Source organism: Flavobacterium frigidarium DSM 17623, from assembly GCF_000425505.1.
Taxonomy (GTDB): Bacteria; Bacteroidota; Bacteroidia; order Flavobacteriales; family Flavobacteriaceae; genus Flavobacterium; species Flavobacterium frigidarium.
The window spans coordinates 41,158-56,911 of the sequence record NZ_AUDO01000010.1 but is presented as its reverse complement, the minus strand read 5'-3'; the positions used below and the strand labels follow the sequence as shown (position 1 = coordinate 56,911).

16 protein-coding genes are annotated in these 15,754 nt (G+C 34.5%); 9 read left to right on the top strand and 7 right to left on the bottom strand.

All coding sequences use genetic code 11. The features are described from left to right. Positions 1–35 precede the first annotated feature (35 nt). Both H603_RS0107580 and H603_RS0107575 read left to right on the top strand, forming a co-directional pair. A complete protein-coding gene (locus H603_RS0107580; RefSeq protein ID WP_026708018.1) occupies positions 36–1,115 on the top strand; it encodes a glycoside hydrolase family 113 in 1,080 nt (359 codons plus the stop codon). A gap of 14 nt (positions 1,116–1,129) precedes the next feature. Then, the gene (locus H603_RS0107575; RefSeq protein ID WP_026708017.1) at positions 1,130–1,816 is read left to right on the top strand and encodes a haloacid dehalogenase type II; all 687 of its coding nucleotides are present in this window, start codon (positions 1,130–1,132) and stop codon (positions 1,814–1,816) included. A gap of 87 nt (positions 1,817–1,903) precedes the next feature. Here the strand turns inward: H603_RS0107575 and msrB are convergent, their stop codons facing one another. The 6 genes from msrB to H603_RS0107545 form a co-directional block, all read right to left on the bottom strand. Next, a complete protein-coding gene (gene msrB, locus H603_RS0107570; protein WP_026708016.1) occupies positions 1,904–2,461 on the bottom strand; it encodes a peptide-methionine (R)-S-oxide reductase MsrB in 558 nt (185 codons plus the stop codon). Between the two features lie 6 nt (positions 2,462–2,467). Beyond that, the gene (gene msrA, locus H603_RS0107565; protein ID WP_026708015.1) at positions 2,468–3,100 is read right to left on the bottom strand and encodes a peptide-methionine (S)-S-oxide reductase MsrA; all 633 of its coding nucleotides are present in this window, start codon (positions 3,098–3,100) and stop codon (positions 2,468–2,470) included. 150 nt (positions 3,101–3,250) lie between these two features. Continuing rightward, positions 3,251–4,213, bottom strand: a complete 963-nt coding sequence (locus H603_RS0107560) for a nucleoside hydrolase (RefSeq protein ID WP_026708014.1) — start codon at positions 4,211–4,213, stop codon at positions 3,251–3,253. Between the two features lie 20 nt (positions 4,214–4,233). Then, positions 4,234–5,223 carry a phosphotransferase gene (locus H603_RS0107555; protein ID WP_026708013.1) on the bottom strand — a complete coding sequence of 330 codons (990 nt, stop codon included), beginning with the start codon at positions 5,221–5,223 and terminating at the stop codon, positions 4,234–4,236. A 180-nt stretch (positions 5,224–5,403) separates the two neighbouring features. Next, on the bottom strand, positions 5,404–8,403 hold the full coding sequence (locus H603_RS0107550) for a TonB-dependent receptor (RefSeq protein ID WP_026708012.1): 3,000 nt from the start codon (positions 8,401–8,403) through the stop codon (positions 5,404–5,406). 44 nt (positions 8,404–8,447) lie between these two features. Continuing rightward, the gene (locus tag H603_RS0107545; protein ID WP_026708011.1) at positions 8,448–9,143 is read right to left on the bottom strand and encodes a TIGR04282 family arsenosugar biosynthesis glycosyltransferase; all 696 of its coding nucleotides are present in this window, start codon (positions 9,141–9,143) and stop codon (positions 8,448–8,450) included. A gap of 502 nt (positions 9,144–9,645) precedes the next feature. Between H603_RS0107545 and H603_RS0107540 the strand changes: the two genes are divergently transcribed. The 4 genes from H603_RS0107540 to H603_RS0107525 all read left to right on the top strand — a co-directional run bounded on the left by H603_RS0107540 (position 9,646) and on the right by H603_RS0107525 (position 13,850). Next, positions 9,646–10,320 (top strand): cupin domain-containing protein, encoded by a 675-nt coding sequence (locus tag H603_RS0107540; RefSeq protein ID WP_026708010.1) that lies wholly within the window; start codon positions 9,646–9,648, stop codon positions 10,318–10,320. A 322-nt stretch (positions 10,321–10,642) separates the two neighbouring features. Continuing rightward, positions 10,643–11,806: a hypothetical protein gene (locus H603_RS0107535; protein WP_026708009.1), complete on the top strand. Its 1,164-nt coding sequence runs from the start codon at positions 10,643–10,645 to the stop codon at positions 11,804–11,806. 465 nt (positions 11,807–12,271) lie between these two features. Beyond that, positions 12,272–12,610: a P-II family nitrogen regulator gene (locus H603_RS0107530; RefSeq protein WP_026708008.1), complete on the top strand. Its 339-nt coding sequence runs from the start codon at positions 12,272–12,274 to the stop codon at positions 12,608–12,610. A gap of 34 nt (positions 12,611–12,644) precedes the next feature. Further along, entirely contained in the window at positions 12,645–13,850 is a 1,206-nt protein-coding gene (locus H603_RS0107525; protein ID WP_035675652.1) for an ammonium transporter, read from the top strand. A gap of 51 nt (positions 13,851–13,901) precedes the next feature. Here the strand turns inward: H603_RS0107525 and H603_RS0107520 are convergent, their stop codons facing one another. Further along, a complete protein-coding gene (locus H603_RS0107520) occupies positions 13,902–14,261 on the bottom strand; it encodes a hypothetical protein (protein ID WP_026708006.1) in 360 nt (119 codons plus the stop codon). Positions 14,262–14,481: 220 nt separating this feature from the next. Here H603_RS0107520 and H603_RS0107515 point away from each other — a divergent pair, with 220 nt between their 5' ends. The 3 genes from H603_RS0107515 (at position 14,482) to H603_RS0107505 (ending at position 15,744) form a co-directional block, all read left to right on the top strand. Further along, complete coding sequence (locus H603_RS0107515; protein ID WP_026708005.1) at positions 14,482–14,742, top strand: heavy-metal-associated domain-containing protein; 261 nt, start codon at positions 14,482–14,484, stop codon at positions 14,740–14,742. A gap of 180 nt (positions 14,743–14,922) precedes the next feature. After that, positions 14,923–15,255 carry an ArsR/SmtB family transcription factor gene (locus H603_RS0107510; RefSeq protein ID WP_026708004.1) on the top strand — a complete coding sequence of 111 codons (333 nt, stop codon included), beginning with the start codon at positions 14,923–14,925 and terminating at the stop codon, positions 15,253–15,255. Between the two features lie 18 nt (positions 15,256–15,273). Continuing rightward, entirely contained in the window at positions 15,274–15,744 is a 471-nt protein-coding gene (locus H603_RS0107505) for a DUF6428 family protein (RefSeq protein WP_026708003.1), read from the top strand. Positions 15,745–15,754 lie beyond the last annotated feature (10 nt).

The following is a 15,754-nucleotide window of genomic DNA, read 5'->3' as shown; positions in this document are numbered from 1 at the left end:
ATTTGTAGTCAAGCAAAATAAGAACATTTCCTTTTATGAAAAAAAATATACTTTTATTTTCTTCTATAGTACTCACGTTAAGCATAGGCTATCACTTTTTCAATAATCAAAGTAAAAGTGAGGCTCCTGCCAAAGTAAAACCAGTTTTTGCGTTAACAGAAACTACCAGTACTAGTGACGTAGCAAAACCTATGGAATTTAAAGGGATGAACCTCGTTGCTCCTATCAATACGTTAAATAAAAGCACACTAGAAGATTTAGAAAGCAATTATGTAAATGCAGTTTCAATTATCCCTTACGCTTATGTAAATATGGATGAAGCAACTGTAAACTATAATAACAAAAGGCAATGGTGGGGCGAACGTACAGAAGGAATAATCACTAGTGCAAAAATGGCGCACAGTCACAATATGACAGTGATGTTAAAACCACATTTATGGGTCAATCACAATTTTTACACTGGTAATTTAAATTTTGATACCGAAGAAAAATGGCAACGCTGGGAAACTGATTATGAAGAGTACATTCTGAATTTTGCTGAACTTGCAGAACAACAAAAAATAGAAGTTTTTTGTTTTGCTACTGAATTAGGGAATTCGGTCGCAAAAAGACCTACCTATTGGAATCAACTAATTGCTAAGATTAAAAAGGTATACAAAGGGAAATTGACCTATGCCGCTAACTGGGATGATTATGATAAGGTTCCTTTTTGGAGTGAATTAGATTACATAGGCGTTGATGCTTATTTTCCGTTGTCAAATGAGCAAAATCCATCCTTAAAATCGGTGAAAAATGGTTGGTCAAAACACTTAGAAAAAATGCGTGTAATTCAAAAAAAAGAGGATAAGAAAATTATGTTCACTGAGTATGGATACCGCAATTCTGACTATGCTGTAGAAGCTCCTTGGACCGAACATAAAAACGAACTAAACAATGAAGCACAAGCAATCGCTTATGAAGCATTGTATCAAACGATGACAAAAGAGAGTTGGTTTCTAGGCGGTTTTGCTTGGAAATGGTACGCCGATGATTACCATAGAAAACCAACAAATAAAGTAGATTATACTCCGCAGGAAAAACCTGCTTTAGCAATTATAAAAAAATGGTATAAATAATTAATTAAATAAGCATGAGCACAATAAAAAATAAACCCGTAATAGTATTTGATGTAAACGAAACTTTACTCGATATGACACCTTTAAAAAAATCAGTGAATGATTTATTAGGGGAAGAGCAAGGATTTAAGATATGGTTTGGAATGTTACTACACTATTCTACGGTATCTAACAATATAGAAGAGTATAATGACTTTACTACAATTGCTTTGGCAACCTTAAAGATGGCAGCCGTTTCAATGAAAATAGAAGTTAGTGATGACCAAATTAAAAATACGTTATCACTAATCAAGACGCTGCAAACATATCCTGATGTAGAGAAAGGACTAACCTTATTGAAAGAAAGCGGTTTTAGATTAATCACATTGACCAACTCTCCTGATGGTGCTTTGCAAGCACAATTAGAAAATTCTAAATTAACGCATTTTTTTGAGCAAGCTTTGAGTATTGACGCTCTAGGAAAATACAAGCCAGCTCCAGAAACCTATCGCTGGGCAGCTGAAAAACTAGATGTTACACCCGAAGAAATGCTACTTGTAGCAGCTCACGGATGGGATATCGCTGGCGCGTCACACGCAGGACTAGCGACTGGTTTTGTAGCCCGTGAAGGTCAATCACTTTATAGTCTGTCTAAAGATCCCGATTTTATAGCAGACGACATTTTAAAAATGGCTGAGAAATTAGTTGCTGCTTATAAGTAAGAACAACTCACATATAAAACCCAAAAGGGCGTTTGTTTCAATGAAACAAACGCCCTTTTTTCGAACAAAACAATTAACCAAATCTAATTACTTGGACTCTTGAAACAACATTGCTCCTGAGTTCATGCAATATCTCAATCCCGTAGGTTTAGGTCCGTCATCAAATAAATGACCTAAGTGCCCTTCACATCGTGCACAAACAATTTCTCCACGCACCATTCCTAGGCTTTTATCTACTACTTCTTTAACACGGTTTTTATCAATCACATCATAAAAACTTGGCCATCCTGTCCCTGAGTTGAATTTAGTTTCAGATGAAAATAATGGCAGTTTACAAGCAGCACAAAAATAGTGTCCCTTTTTATGATTCTCATTGAATTCATTTTGAAAAGGACGCTCCGTTCCTTTCTTACGTAAAATGTAATATTGATTATCAGTAAGTTGTTTTTTCCACTCTGCTTCCGTTTTTTCCACCTTTGTTAATGAGGTATCATTTAACGAAAGACCAATCTGCTGCATAGTAATATTTGTATCATTTGCAGCTACATCTCCAACTTCCTTTCCCTCACTTTTATTTGCTTGCATGCAGGCCATAAAACCAAATGCAATCAATGCTAAAGCGGCAATCTTTGTATATCTTTTCATAATTGTTTAAGAATTAGGTTTTAAAGCTCCTTTATAAGTCTTTTTAAATTTATTGTATCTTGGTACAGAAACTCCTTTTACATAAGGCTGATTGGGATTATGCTTTACATAATCTTGGTGGTAATCCTCAGCTTTATAAAATGCAGTCACTGGTTTCACTTCAGTTACAATAGGATTTGCAAATGCTTTCTTAGCTGTTAACTCTTTGATTTTATCTTCGATGATTTTCTTCTCAACTGCATTTGCGTAAAAAGCAATAGAACGGTAAGATGATCCACGATCTGGTCCCTGTTGATTAGGTGTTGTAGGATCTTGGGATGCGAAAAACACATCTACCAACTGGCTGTAAGAAACTTTTTTTGGATCATAAAATACAGCTACTGCCTCAGCATGACCTGTTTTATTAGAACCAACTTGTTCATAAGAAGGATTTTTCATAGTTCCCCCAGAATATCCTGAAACTGCTTCATCTACTCCTACAACCGCTTCAAAAACATGCTCACTGCACCAGAAACATCCCTCAGCAAATACAGCAACGGCTTTTCCTGCTTTGGGTGTTAACGATAATTTTTCAGTTTGTGCTTTACAACTTAATATTGTAAACATAACCAAAGCTAAACTTGCTATCTTCATTTTCATATCCTATTCTATTTTTAATTATAAAGTTCTATTAATCAATTTACTAAACTAAAAGAATACTGTTTTATCAGCAGTTTTTTTCTTTATGTATTGTTTAGTAATATACGAACGATTTCATGTAGCGGTTTTATAACAAGTCCTAAAGTTTTGTTAGTTTTTGACACTCATCGTTTCTAAAATCTTTTCTTCAAAACCTTGTAGTGCACGAATAGCATAATCTACTTTCCTTTTGGCTTTATATTTGTAAGAGACTTCTAAGAAATTTTTATAAGGCGTATTCGGTTGTACTTCTAGAGCGTCATTCTTTCGATAATTAACTTTGATAGGAATGTCTTTGTAATAAGTGAAGTATTCTGGATGCGTAATTACGCCAAGTGTAGAACAATCAAAAGGAATGAATCCTCTCACGCCAAAATACTTTTGGTTTTTATCCATCCATGGTTGCACGACATCAAATAGCCATTTGTCTGCTTCTAATGATTGGTCTAAACTAGCCAAGTCAATATTTCCAATGTGCGTATACGAACTAGGCTCATATCCAGCAAAAACTAAAGGAATTGAAGAGTTCAAAACGACATCCATAGATTTATAATCCAATTCATAATTGTAATCGAATACATTTAATTTTCCGTTCCCTGGGTTAAAAGGCAACCCTTCTGTTCTTGCCGCACAAATAGAGATTTTTTCAATTTGAGGAATAATATCAGGATGATTCTGAATCAAAGTAGCGATATTCGTCATTGGTCCCAATGCTAAAATCGTCAATTTCTCTTTTTTCAACGCTTTATATAGTGCTCTTGTACCATCATTTTCTACCCCTAAATCGTCAGCATTTGGTGATCCTTTATATACTGGAATTGCAGCGCCTTTGTTGTGCCAACCTAAAATTTTATTGATAATAGGAAAACTATAATCAACATACGTAATTGAACTAATTCCTACGATTTCAATCTGTGGTTGCTTTAATGCCATAATCAAAGTAAAACCATCATCTACTTCACGTGCGGTTTTATCAGGCATCCCAATCATAATATCGGTATCAAACCAAACTTTCTTCTGTGCTTGTACTGCCGCCGAAAGTAAAAGTGCTAGTGCTATTATTTTAATTTTCATATGTATTGTTCTTGTTGTTTCTATTCTATTATTAAATTCTGTGCAAAAATAAGCAACGCTCCTTTTGTTTCTAAGTCCATTTTTAATGGCAATTGTGCCAGACCAATCAAGCGTCTCATAATTTCAGTTCCAATAAACCCATTCAAAATTGTAAAGTTCAAATCGTTGAAAGCGGTGTAATGTTCTTTAATGTAAGCAACTGTATTTGGGTCTTGCTGTGTTAAATATAAATGTGCAATAAATACCCCTAAATCGAATTCGCGCATTCCATAAAAACAGAATTCTGGATCGATAATTTTAATTCCTGAATTAGTTTTCAACCAGCTTCCTGGATAAAAATCACCGTGTAGTAAATACTTTCCTTTCGATAAATACAAAGATCCCAAACGCTCTACTTTATCTTTTAATTCTCTATTTTGTTTGTAAGGCATGGCTAGTGCTTGCAATCCCTCTTGAACGACATCTAGATCAAATCCATTCTCTTCTTTAAAAGGATATTCAAATACATGTTCGTAATTTAAAGTACGCATGGCAGTATTAGCGAGTTCGTCATCAACGACCGTTTTTTGAAAATCAGTATGCAATCCATTTAAATAGATCACTATTTCTTGCAGCTCTTCTTCTTTAATTTTTTGGTTCAAACCATATAAAACAGCATAGTCATTAGTTTTACCTAAATCCTCTAATGCTATTAAATTATTTACAACATCTGTGCCCATTAAAATAGGCATAGCATCTTGAACATTTTTAGACGCAGCAATTTTATTATAAAAAGCCCCTTCGGTAATAGCGCGTTCTGCCGGCGCCGCTACTTGCGGATATTTTTCTACATAATCACGAGACTGCTTTACTATAAATGATCGTGTTTCTGTTTCAACACGCAAAACACAATTCATATTGCCTTCTCCCGGTTTATTTAAGGAAACGATTGTTTCATCATCCTGCAACCACTGTTGTTGCTTTAAATAAACTGCCAATTTCTCTGGCTCATTTGCATTTAATATAAACATAACTCTAATTTTATTTTAACGTGTTCGCTTTACTTAGTAAACAAACATCTTGGTTTTACTGTAGATCGAACTCTTATAATTTTCGAAAATAAATCTAACACTATTTCTGTTGTTTAAACATAAGCTGTTATCGAGTGATAAAACTTGCAAGACATTACTGCCTTGCAAGTATCATTATTTTTAAAACAAGTAACGAACACCAAACTGAAACTGTCTTGGTGGAGACGCATTTCTTTGTGTGAACAATCCGCTAGCGCTTGAACCGCCTTGAATTTGGTTACTTTGTGTTGCGTTATTACTGTATCCGCTCAAGTTTTCTGCATTGAATAAGTTGAAGATATCAGCACGCAATTCGATTTTATTGTTACCTGAAATTGTGATTTGGTGTTGCACTCCTAAATCAAATGTAGTACTCCATGGCAAACGATCGTTGTTTCTACTTTCTCCTGGAAAACGGTCACTATTACCTTGATATGCATCAGAAAAACTAGCGCCATCACCATTTAAATCAGTGGTACCAAAACCTAGTGGAATTCTATTAATAGGTTGTCCGCTTTGTAGCAATCCTGCAAGGGTAACAGTAGTTCCTTTAAAAGGATAATAACTATAAATTCCATTAATATTATGCGTTCTATCATTTACAGATGGTCCCCATTCGTTAGCAAAATTATTCCCATCAGATGCTCTAAAGTTAATTCCCTCGGTATCATTTTTACTTGAAGACAAAGTATAATTCAATCGGTAAGAATAATCATCAGTACCTCTCGTTTTTTGATAATTAAAACTCATGGCATAATATCTTGACTTCCCTTCGTTTTCACTAACAATCACGCTCCTAGCGATACCCGTTACGGTTTGACCATTAATCACAGCACTACTCACACCATTAACATTAGTAGATATAGGAATAGGTCTTGTTGCATCTGCTTCATTACGAGTTCTAATAACCACATTATCTGGATCAATAGGATATTCTGCCACTGCGTTTAAGTTGCGTAAACGTGATAAATTTTCTCCACGATTGTGAACTAAATCCACAAAAAACATGCGCTCATCAGTCAATTGCAATTGGTATCCTAAAGCAAATTCATGAGAGTACGAATTCTTATATCCATTTGGGTTTAAAATACGTCTTTCATTCGAAAAAATATTTTCTCTTTGCCCTTGCAAATCACTTGCTGAAGGTCCTTGTAAATAACCAACATTTGATACCGTTGCAGCCAAATTACCATTGTAAGTAATTCTATCTATATTAGTATCTGCTGGTAATATTCCCAATCGTTTTAACTCCTCTAATTGCAATTTATAACTCGCTGAAGTAGTGTTTTGTTGCAAAGCATCACTATACAAAGCATAGTTCACTTTGTCATACGAGATTCCGTAACCTCCTCTTAAACTACTTGAGTTATTTAATTTATAGTTAAAATTAAAACGAGGTGCTAGATTATTGAAATCACCTTTATCGCTTCCACCTTTTGACAAATTATCATAGTCATAACGCAAGCCTAGCGTTACATTTAAACGAGCAGAAACTGCCCATAAATCCTCTACATAAGCAGAGTAAATATCTTGATTTGTTCCAAAAGAGGCTGGACGTAACTCAACAACATAATCTAAAACTGCCGCGTCAAGCGGAATATCATTTACATTCAATGCTCCTCCTACTCCACTAGTTCGTATTCCATCGATCTGGTTCTGGTTCAATTTCACACGGTAGTTTCCTACTGGATTTCCACCACCAAACAATTGATGATCTCCTCTAATGAAATTTACTCCCGCTTTTATCGTATGATTTTCTGCATAGTATTTAACTTTTTGCTGAATTTGGATCGTATTTTCGATAGCATCAAATACATATCCTGGATTCCCAATTACTCCTAAAGTTTCGTCGTTAACGCCTAAAATAGTAACCTGCGAAGCACCTGGATTAAATGGTTTTGCATAGTTCCATCTAAATCTGCTGTACTGCACGTTTGTCTCTCCTGAGAAGTTGCCAAATTTATAACTGTTCTTTAAAGCCAACAAAATACTGTTGCGCTGTTGCGAATTTCCAGCTGAAGCAAAAGTTGATCCGCCATCTAAACCACCACCTTGTCTCTCAACATCGATAACTCCCACGTTTGCACGTAAAGACGAGTTGAAGTTAGAATTCCAAATTTGATCGATTTTTGTCGAAAAATAATTGAAAGTATTTGTACCACGCACCGATTCAGAAACACCTAATGCTGGTACGTTTAATAAATTGTCTTTGATGTCTGTAGTGTGCTCAAAATTCACATAGTAAAAAGTCTTATCTTTTACTAAAGCGCCACCAATTCCTCCACCCGCTTGGTAACGAGCAAAACCATTTTTAACCTGATTTCCTGATAAATCTCTTTGTGCAAAACTTGATTTTCCATCAATCGAAGGACCAGGTCTTGAGATAAAAAATACTTCTCCAGTTGTTTCATTCGATCCTGAACGCGGTGTAATATTGATAATTCCACTTCCTGTCAATCCGTATTCTGCAGAAAAGTTGTTTGTTAAAACGGTAATATCTTTTACAAACCCAGACGGAATTGCAAATTTTTGCCCTCCTAGAAAGCGTTCGTTATTATCTAAACCGTCAATTAAATAAGATGTATATCCTGAGCTTGCTCCATTGATACTCACATTTGGTGCCTCAGCATAAAATCCTGTTGCTTGGGAAACGTTAGGCAAACGATACAAGACACGGGTGATATCACGACCTTCAACCGGTATTTCCTGAATCTCGGCAGCTTTCATTTCGAAAGAAACCTCAGCATCGCGACGGTTAATTTGAGCTGTAGCACCCTTGGTAATAACAACTTCGTTTAATTGGTTAGAGTCATCGCCAGCACGAGACGATAAAAGTAACGTTACATTAGGTGCCTGATTAGAACGCACACTAACAAATTCTGATTTTTGAGCAGCAAAAGTAGCTGTTCCTTCAAATACAACTTGGTACCCATCTAATGCTGGAATTCCGCGAAAAGTCACCTTTCCTTGAGCGTTTGAGGTTTGCTGTAAGCTGCTGTTCCGCGAACTATTTATAAGTAATACTTGAATATTTTCTAATGGTGCTTGCGTGTTAAAGTCTATGACAGACACTGACAAGTCTTCTTGAGCAATGGCAATAGTGCTCACGCTCAGTAATAAAAACAGTAAAAATTGTTTCATTTAAAGGAAAGTTTTGGATAAATATTTTAATATGATTTTGGACATTAAGCCAAAACAGGCGAACCTTTATTAAAATTAAATCCAACAATTTCAAATGTATAGCGTTTTCTAGTAACTCTATTTAATGGATGTTGATACCTTAAAAGCGACAATAAATTTGCCATAAAGAGGCTATAAAAAGAAAATCCTTTTACAACGTTGCGCAAATCTTTTAGGGTATTAAAATCTGACAATGGTTGAAGTAGTAAACCACCATTTTCATCGAGGTTTTTTAAATCTGCAAATGTGTGCTTAGACTGCCAATCAATATTTGCAAACTGTTCTTTGTTAAAAAGAGATCGCGATATAGCGATAAGATAAGTTCCGCCATTGTAATCCGGACCTAAAACCAAATCATTATTTGTAAGTCCGTTACATGCTTGTTCGAAATGTTTAGTAGTAAGACCCGGTGAATCATTACCTACAATAATTACTTTCTCAAATCCTTTATCAAATAACGATTGAACCGCATGACTTAATTTATCCCCAAAATGAATTCCTTGCTGTGTTTTCTCATTAGAAACAAAAAATGGCAAGCTCGTTTTTTTAATAGTCTTAAGAACTTTTTGATTTAGATTATGCCACAACAAATCATTTTGCTTTCTAGTAGAAGCAATTGGTTTTAAAGCACTGTCGACTGCATCGCTTTGTGCGAAGAGCAATATTGCCGTTGAAGAAGCATGTCTATTATCTAAATTCATACACTAAAAGAGACGTGTGTTTTTACTATTCCTGACAGAAATAAAATTTTTTATTATTTAATAAGAATATACGGGTTCAAATATACAATCAAAAAGCCTTGCAAACACTTACGTAATGATTTGTAATCTAGTTTTAAAAACTACTACTTTTTATCTACGAACGATCTTACAAATTTATTAACCCTATTTCGAAATTTAAAAAGTATCTCGTAATCATATAAAAATCAATTGATTTCGATAAAAATAGGAGAAAATTAATTCTTCATGATTTTTAAGTGAATTTTTATTTTCAAAAATAAATCTGCCACTAACATTCGTTTAATGATGGATGGACACAACTCAGTTTTATTCTCTTTTTCGAAAAAATCGAATAGTTCACAGCCCTATTGTCCTGAAAATAAAACAAGTCATAAAGTTATGCTAAATACTTTATAGGAATTTACTTAACTAAAAAGATATAGTAATTTAGCAGAACTACTATTCGAACATAAAAAAACAGACTATGAGAAAATTACTTTTACTATTTACAATGAGCACTTTACTATTAGGCAAGGCAAGTACCGCGCAAACTCCAGCAATAGCGACTACAAACACGACCAAAGAATTAACTTTTACAAATGAACAATTCTATGATAGCAATGGTACATTTTTAAAGGAGAAAGCAAAGGATGCGATTATGGAGCTTCTTGCTTATCATAATTACCCTGTATTTCCTGGAATGCGTGAGAAAATCAACGTTACAGATTACAATGTGGGTAATTTTGCAAAGCTAGGTTTGTCTTCATTAACATTTGTCAACAATGAGAAGGACCAATACATGTTAATGGAATTATTTGTTCTACCAGGTCAAATGCTTGGAGAACATAAACACTTAGCAGCCAATGGAAATCCTGCAAAAATGGAAGGCTGGTTAGTAAAATATGGTAAAAGTTACATTGCTGGAATAGGTGAAGACAACCGCGATCAATTTCCACAAGTAGTTATTCCTAAGGAGCACTGGAACGGTAAAGTATCTTCAAACAACATTATTGAATCAAATCCAGGTGACTTTGCTCAATTAAAAGAAAAAGGATCGTACCACTGGCAGTTTGGAGGATCTGAAGGTGCCATTCTAGCCGAAGTTGCTAATGTACATACTGCCGAAGGCGTAAAGCGTCCCGATCCAAAAATGGAATAATTAATTTTAAGGTAACTGCACTGTAAAATACGGCAGTGAAATCAAAATGACTCAACACTAGTTGGGTCATTTTTTTTGGACTAAAGTTTCTTAAAAACTCCTTTAAATAGCTCTCAACTTAGGCGATCACCGAGCAAATTAGTCTAAGTAATATTATTTTATACCTTTGCTGCATGCAAATGAAAAAAAACACATTGTCTTTTAAAGTAAAAACCAATCCTAATCCACAGCTATTCTACACTCAGAATGGCAGAGTGAATTGCTTTTAAGTACACTTTTTCATTTATTATAAACTCTTTTTTTAAATTAAAATAAACCTTAGATGTTTTCAAAAATTACTTTGATAGTAAGCTTTATGCTGCTGTCATCATCAACTATTATTGCCCAAGACAAACCCGAAGTAGAAATAGGCGGTGCTTTACGATTTAATTATAATTTATCGTCATGGAAAGAAGGTCAAAAAAAACGTGGCGGTGATTTTGGTTACGATGTATTTAGGCTTAACGCCAAAGCAAAATATAAGGGAATAAAATTAAATGCAGAATACCGTTTGTACTCTGACGGTTTTGGTGGCGGAATGTTAAAGCAAGGCTGGCTAGCTTATGACTTTGATGAGAAAAACGAAATCCAAGTTGGTTTAACCCAAGTCCCTTTTGGTAACACCACATACAATTCACACAACTGGTTTTTTAGTATCAATTATTATATTGGACTAGAGGATGATCATGACATGGGAGTGAAATTCACTCACACAGATAAAAAGTGGAATTATGCTTTGGCTTTTTTCAAAAATGCTGAGGAAATGAATTTCGGAAATAACTCCGATATTTCGAACAGTCGGTACTCTTATGACGTTGCTTCAATTGACTTAGATGGAGATGGCATATTGGATTTGCGAAATAAAGAAGTAAATCAAGTAAATGGTAAACTGGATTACAATTTTGGTAGTGATAGCATTAGCCATAAAATTGGAGGATCTGCACAATATGGTGGACTCTATAATTTAGATACCGAAAAAATGGGTTCTCATTATGCACTGGCTTTGCAATACCAGTTAAAGTACAAACGTTTTGGTGTTAAAGCTCAAGTATCAAAGTATAAAAAATCAACAAGAGGTCCTGAAGGTGAAAATAAAGAGATTGTAGCGATGACTGCTTATGGAGCTCCTTACCTAGTGGCTGCCTCAGGAAACACATATACTATAGGAGCGTCTTATACCCTTCCCGTAAATTGGGGACCAGTTTCGTCATTACAGTTCTACAACGATTATGGATATTTAGAAAAATTAAACACTGATTTTGCTGATAGTATAATGAATGTAACGGGAGTATTAGTAACTGCTGGAAATGTGTATACCTATTTTGATGCAGCAGCAGGAAAAAACCAACCTTGGCTAGGACCAGTTTGGGAACCTGCTTTAGCAAATGGAACCAATGCTGCCAACTGGGAAGTACGATTCAATATGAATATAGGGTACTACTTTTAATAGTATAGTGCATTTACTTATAAGTCCTCCACTCAAGCATGAGTGGAGGACTTTTTTTTTGCAGTTATAGTAATACTCAAATATGCTATAAACTTTCAAGTAAACGATCATTAATACTAACATAAAATAAAATATACCCCCATTTTACACATGTTAAATTCGACTAATTACCATTTTAATCTCTTAACCCCCCTAAAAACGGCTTGCGAATATTACATTTTATCGTTTATAAAATCAATTATTGCTATTTTTTGAATTTCATTTTTTCTAATTGATAATTCTTCCAGTCATAGAGGAAAAAGGACTCTTATTTTGAGCAACGGTTTCCAAAAGTTAATAAATTCGTAAATCTATTACGCTAAATATCTTATTAAATAAAACTTAAAAAAATAAGCTGTCTTAGCAAAAATCTTTTAAAACGACTAAAAACCAAAACCAAATAAGAACCAAAACCATTAAAAAACAATGAAAAAAATCGAAGCCGTAATCAGGAAATCTAAATTTTCTGATGTTAAAAAAGCATTACATGAAATTGGAGTTAATTTTTTCAGTTACTGGGATGTTACAGGAGTGGGAAACGAAAAAGAAGGACACGTTTATAGAGGTGTAACCTATAGCACCAGCGATATTCAAAGAAGGTATTTATCTATTGTAGTTTCTGATGATTTCCTAGATCGTACCGTAGCTGCGATTTTAGAATCAGCTGCAACGGGATTAGTAGGAGACGGAAAAGTATTTGTGTCTGAAATCCAAGAAACATATAGAATTAGAACAAAAGAAAAAGGAAACGACGCAGTTAACTAATGCGACTTTACATTAATATATAAAAATAGACAATATGGATACGAATACTGCAATGGACTTAATGTGGGTATTAATTTGCGCAATACTAGTTTTCTTCATGCAAGCTGGTTTCACCTTGGTGGAAGTTGGTTTTACAAGATCAAAGAATACTGGAAATATTATAATGAAGAATTTAATGGATTTCTGTATTGGGAGTCTTGCTTTTTGGGCTGTGGGGTATTCTCTAATGTATGGAGATTCTATAGGAGGGTTTATAGGTAACATGAGTCAATATGCTTTTTTTGACAGCTTGCCTGATATGCACAGTTTGTTTTTCCAGACTGTATTTGCTGCTACTGCTGCTACTATTGTTTCTGGAGCAATTGCTGAAAGAACAAAATTTACAACTTACTTGATTTTTTCTTTACTGATGACCTTAGTAATATACCCTATCTCAGGAAGCTGGGTTTGGAATGCAGGAGGATGGTTAGCTCAAATGGGCTTTACTGATTTTGCAGGTTCGACTGTTGTACATGCTGTTGGAGGATTTGCTTCTCTTGTTGCTGCTGCACTTGTAGGACCTAGAATAGGAAAATATACTGACGGAGAATCAAATGCGATTCCTGGACACAATCTAGTTTTAGGTGCATTAGGAGTTTTCATTTTATGGTTAGGGTGGTTTGGATTTAATCCCGGATCACAACTAGCAATCTCTGGAGACAATGCTTTCAAAGTAGCTGAAATCTTTATCACCACAAACTTAGCTGGAGCAATGGGTGCACTAGCAGCAATGTTTATCACTTGGATTTTTTATAAAAAACCAGATATTTCAATGACATTAAATGGAGTGCTTGCAGGTTTAGTGGGCGTTACTGCTGGTTGTGCTGCTGTGAGTCCAGTAGGTGCTTTGTTCATTGGTTTTATCTGCGGAATCGTGGTTGTATTTTCAATCGAATTCATTGATAAAAAATTAAAAATTGATGATCCAGTTGGAGCGATATCTGTACACGGAGTTTGTGGAGCATTAGGAACAATATTAGTTGGATTTTTCGCTACAGATGGTGGTTTGTTTTATGGTGGTGGCATAGACAAATTAATTGTACAAATCACCGGTGTAGCGGCAATCGTTGCTTGGGCTTTAGCTGCCTCTTTCATTGTGTTGTTTATCTTAAAGAAAACAATGGGATTAAGAGTTACTAAGGAGGAAGAAATCGACGGACTTGATATTCACGAGCACGGTACAAATGTGTACAACGATTAATCATTTTATTTCATAAAAAAAACCGCCGTAATTGGCGGTTTTTTTATGCTTTTAAATCTCGTCTCTACTTTCTTCGAGATCATTGTGGTTATCACCACCTATACTATAATAATTATTTTCCTCATCTTCATTTCCTATGCGCTCTTGAGCATCATCCAGTTCAGATCCTGGAACATCTAGGTCAGCTCCACTCATGTCGTCTTCAAAACTTTTTTCGTTTAAACCTGTAATTGATTCGTCTACTGGAACTTTCATTTTTGTGATATCATCAGGACTTATATCTGCTTCCTTCTCTAACTTATTGTAGATATCCTCGCTTGGCGGATACAATAATGAATCTGGAATTTTTTCGTCTTCGATTTTATTGGTAATATTTCTTTCGTGTTCTGAGTTGTTATTTTTATTTTCCATGATCTAAAATTTTGTAGTTTATTTTTCGAGTAAAATGGCATTTTAATATAATTTTATCTCTTTACTGCCTCTATCAAAGTTAGAGAACTTCATTGATATAATTCACTATACATTTAGATATTGTAACATATAATAACTACATTATAAACTTGGAAGGCTATTACGGTAGTAATTTTATGAAACCAAAAAAATCGAGAATAATTAATTAAAAATAGATGTTATGAGCTTAATGAAAGATAATGTAATTCCAGGAAATTACGGAAAAGTATTTGGTACAAATGCAAATGAAGCAGGCGATTTACAAGCAATTAGAGAAGCTCTCTTGAAGCTAGACGGAATTACATATGTGGCAATCGATGATAATATTTTCCCTAAAGAATTTAATATACATACGGATAAAATAGTGAAAATTGAAGCAATAGAGGACGTAGTGAAATCATTAGGATTTCATGCTGTCCCTAAATCATTGTTCGAATTGTAAACCGATTTGAAATCGATATCTAAAGCTCCAATACAATAGTGTTGGAGCTTTTTTATGCTCAAATTTTATTCTAAGCAAACATGTAATGTTTTCTATTTTCGAAAACAAATTATAATTTTTACTAGTAAATTGTTGTCAATATACTAGTTTATCGTAATATTGCAATATAAATATATCACAATGGGAATTACTAAGACAGAACATTTTACAGAACAGCAAAATGAACTCTCCGTTCTAGCAAAAGCAATTGGACACCCTGCTCGTATAGCCATTATCCAACACTTAATAAAAGTAAACAGTTGCGTGTGTGGCGACATTGTAAACGAACTTCCGCTTGCACAGCCTACCGTTTCACAGCACTTAAAAGAATTAAAAAATGCTGGGTTAATTAAAGGAAACTTTGAAGGAAACGCAATATGCTATTGTCTTAATGAAGAAGGTTTCGGAAAAATCAAAGTTTTTTTCGAAAGCATCAATACTTATTTAGAGAATCAAAAAAACCAATGTTGCTAATTTTTAAAAATAAAAATCATGAAACTATCAGAAATTAAAAACCAACTTGCTACTCTTGAAAACGTAACTTTTCAATTGCCAGACGGAACGCATGTTCCAGAACACTTTCACGTTACAGAAGTAGGTTTAGTCACCAAAAACTTTATTGACTGTGGTGGAAAAGTTAGAAAAGAAACTGTCGTTAATTTTCAATTGTGGGATGCTAACGATTTTGAACATCGTTTAAAGCCACAAAGATTATTGGACATCATCACGCTTTCTGAGAAAGTATTAGGGATTGGAGATTTCGAAATTGAAGTTGAATATCAATCAGGAACAATAGGGAAATATGATTTAGGATTTGATGGTACTAGTTTTATACTGTTGAACAAACTTACGGCCTGTCTTGCCGAAGATCAATGTGGGATTCCGCAAGAAAAGACAAAAACTAAATTATCTGAAATCCCAGTGCAAAATAATACTTGCACACCAGGCGGAGGATGTTGTTAAACTAAATCAC

Bases quoted from the DNA above. Each gene is read 5' to 3' on its own strand.
- H603_RS0107580 (WP_026708018.1), top strand. From the start codon at position 36: ATGAAAAAAAATATACTTTTATTTTCTTCTATAGTACTCACGTTAAGC.
- H603_RS0107575 (WP_026708017.1), top strand. From the start codon at position 1,130: ATGAGCACAATAAAAAATAAACCCGTAATAGTATTTGATGTAAACGAA.
- msrB (WP_026708016.1), bottom strand. From the start codon at position 2,461: ATGAAAAGATATACAAAGATTGCCGCTTTAGCATTGATTGCATTTGGT.
- msrA (WP_026708015.1), bottom strand. From the start codon at position 3,100: ATGAAAATGAAGATAGCAAGTTTAGCTTTGGTTATGTTTACAATATTA.
- H603_RS0107560 (WP_026708014.1), bottom strand. From the start codon at position 4,213: ATGAAAATTAAAATAATAGCACTAGCACTTTTACTTTCGGCGGCAGTA.
- H603_RS0107555 (WP_026708013.1), bottom strand. From the start codon at position 5,223: ATGTTTATATTAAATGCAAATGAGCCAGAGAAATTGGCAGTTTATTTA.
- H603_RS0107550 (WP_026708012.1), bottom strand. From the start codon at position 8,403: ATGAAACAATTTTTACTGTTTTTATTACTGAGCGTGAGCACTATTGCC.
- H603_RS0107545 (WP_026708011.1), bottom strand. From the start codon at position 9,143: ATGAATTTAGATAATAGACATGCTTCTTCAACGGCAATATTGCTCTTC.
- H603_RS0107540 (WP_026708010.1), top strand. From the start codon at position 9,646: ATGAGAAAATTACTTTTACTATTTACAATGAGCACTTTACTATTAGGC.
- H603_RS0107535 (WP_026708009.1), top strand. From the start codon at position 10,643: ATGTTTTCAAAAATTACTTTGATAGTAAGCTTTATGCTGCTGTCATCA.
- H603_RS0107530 (WP_026708008.1), top strand. From the start codon at position 12,272: ATGAAAAAAATCGAAGCCGTAATCAGGAAATCTAAATTTTCTGATGTT.
- H603_RS0107525 (WP_035675652.1), top strand. From the start codon at position 12,645: ATGGATACGAATACTGCAATGGACTTAATGTGGGTATTAATTTGCGCA.
- H603_RS0107520 (WP_026708006.1), bottom strand. From the start codon at position 14,261: ATGGAAAATAAAAATAACAACTCAGAACACGAAAGAAATATTACCAAT.
- H603_RS0107515 (WP_026708005.1), top strand. From the start codon at position 14,482: ATGAGCTTAATGAAAGATAATGTAATTCCAGGAAATTACGGAAAAGTA.
- H603_RS0107510 (WP_026708004.1), top strand. From the start codon at position 14,923: ATGGGAATTACTAAGACAGAACATTTTACAGAACAGCAAAATGAACTC.
- H603_RS0107505 (WP_026708003.1), top strand. From the start codon at position 15,274: ATGAAACTATCAGAAATTAAAAACCAACTTGCTACTCTTGAAAACGTA.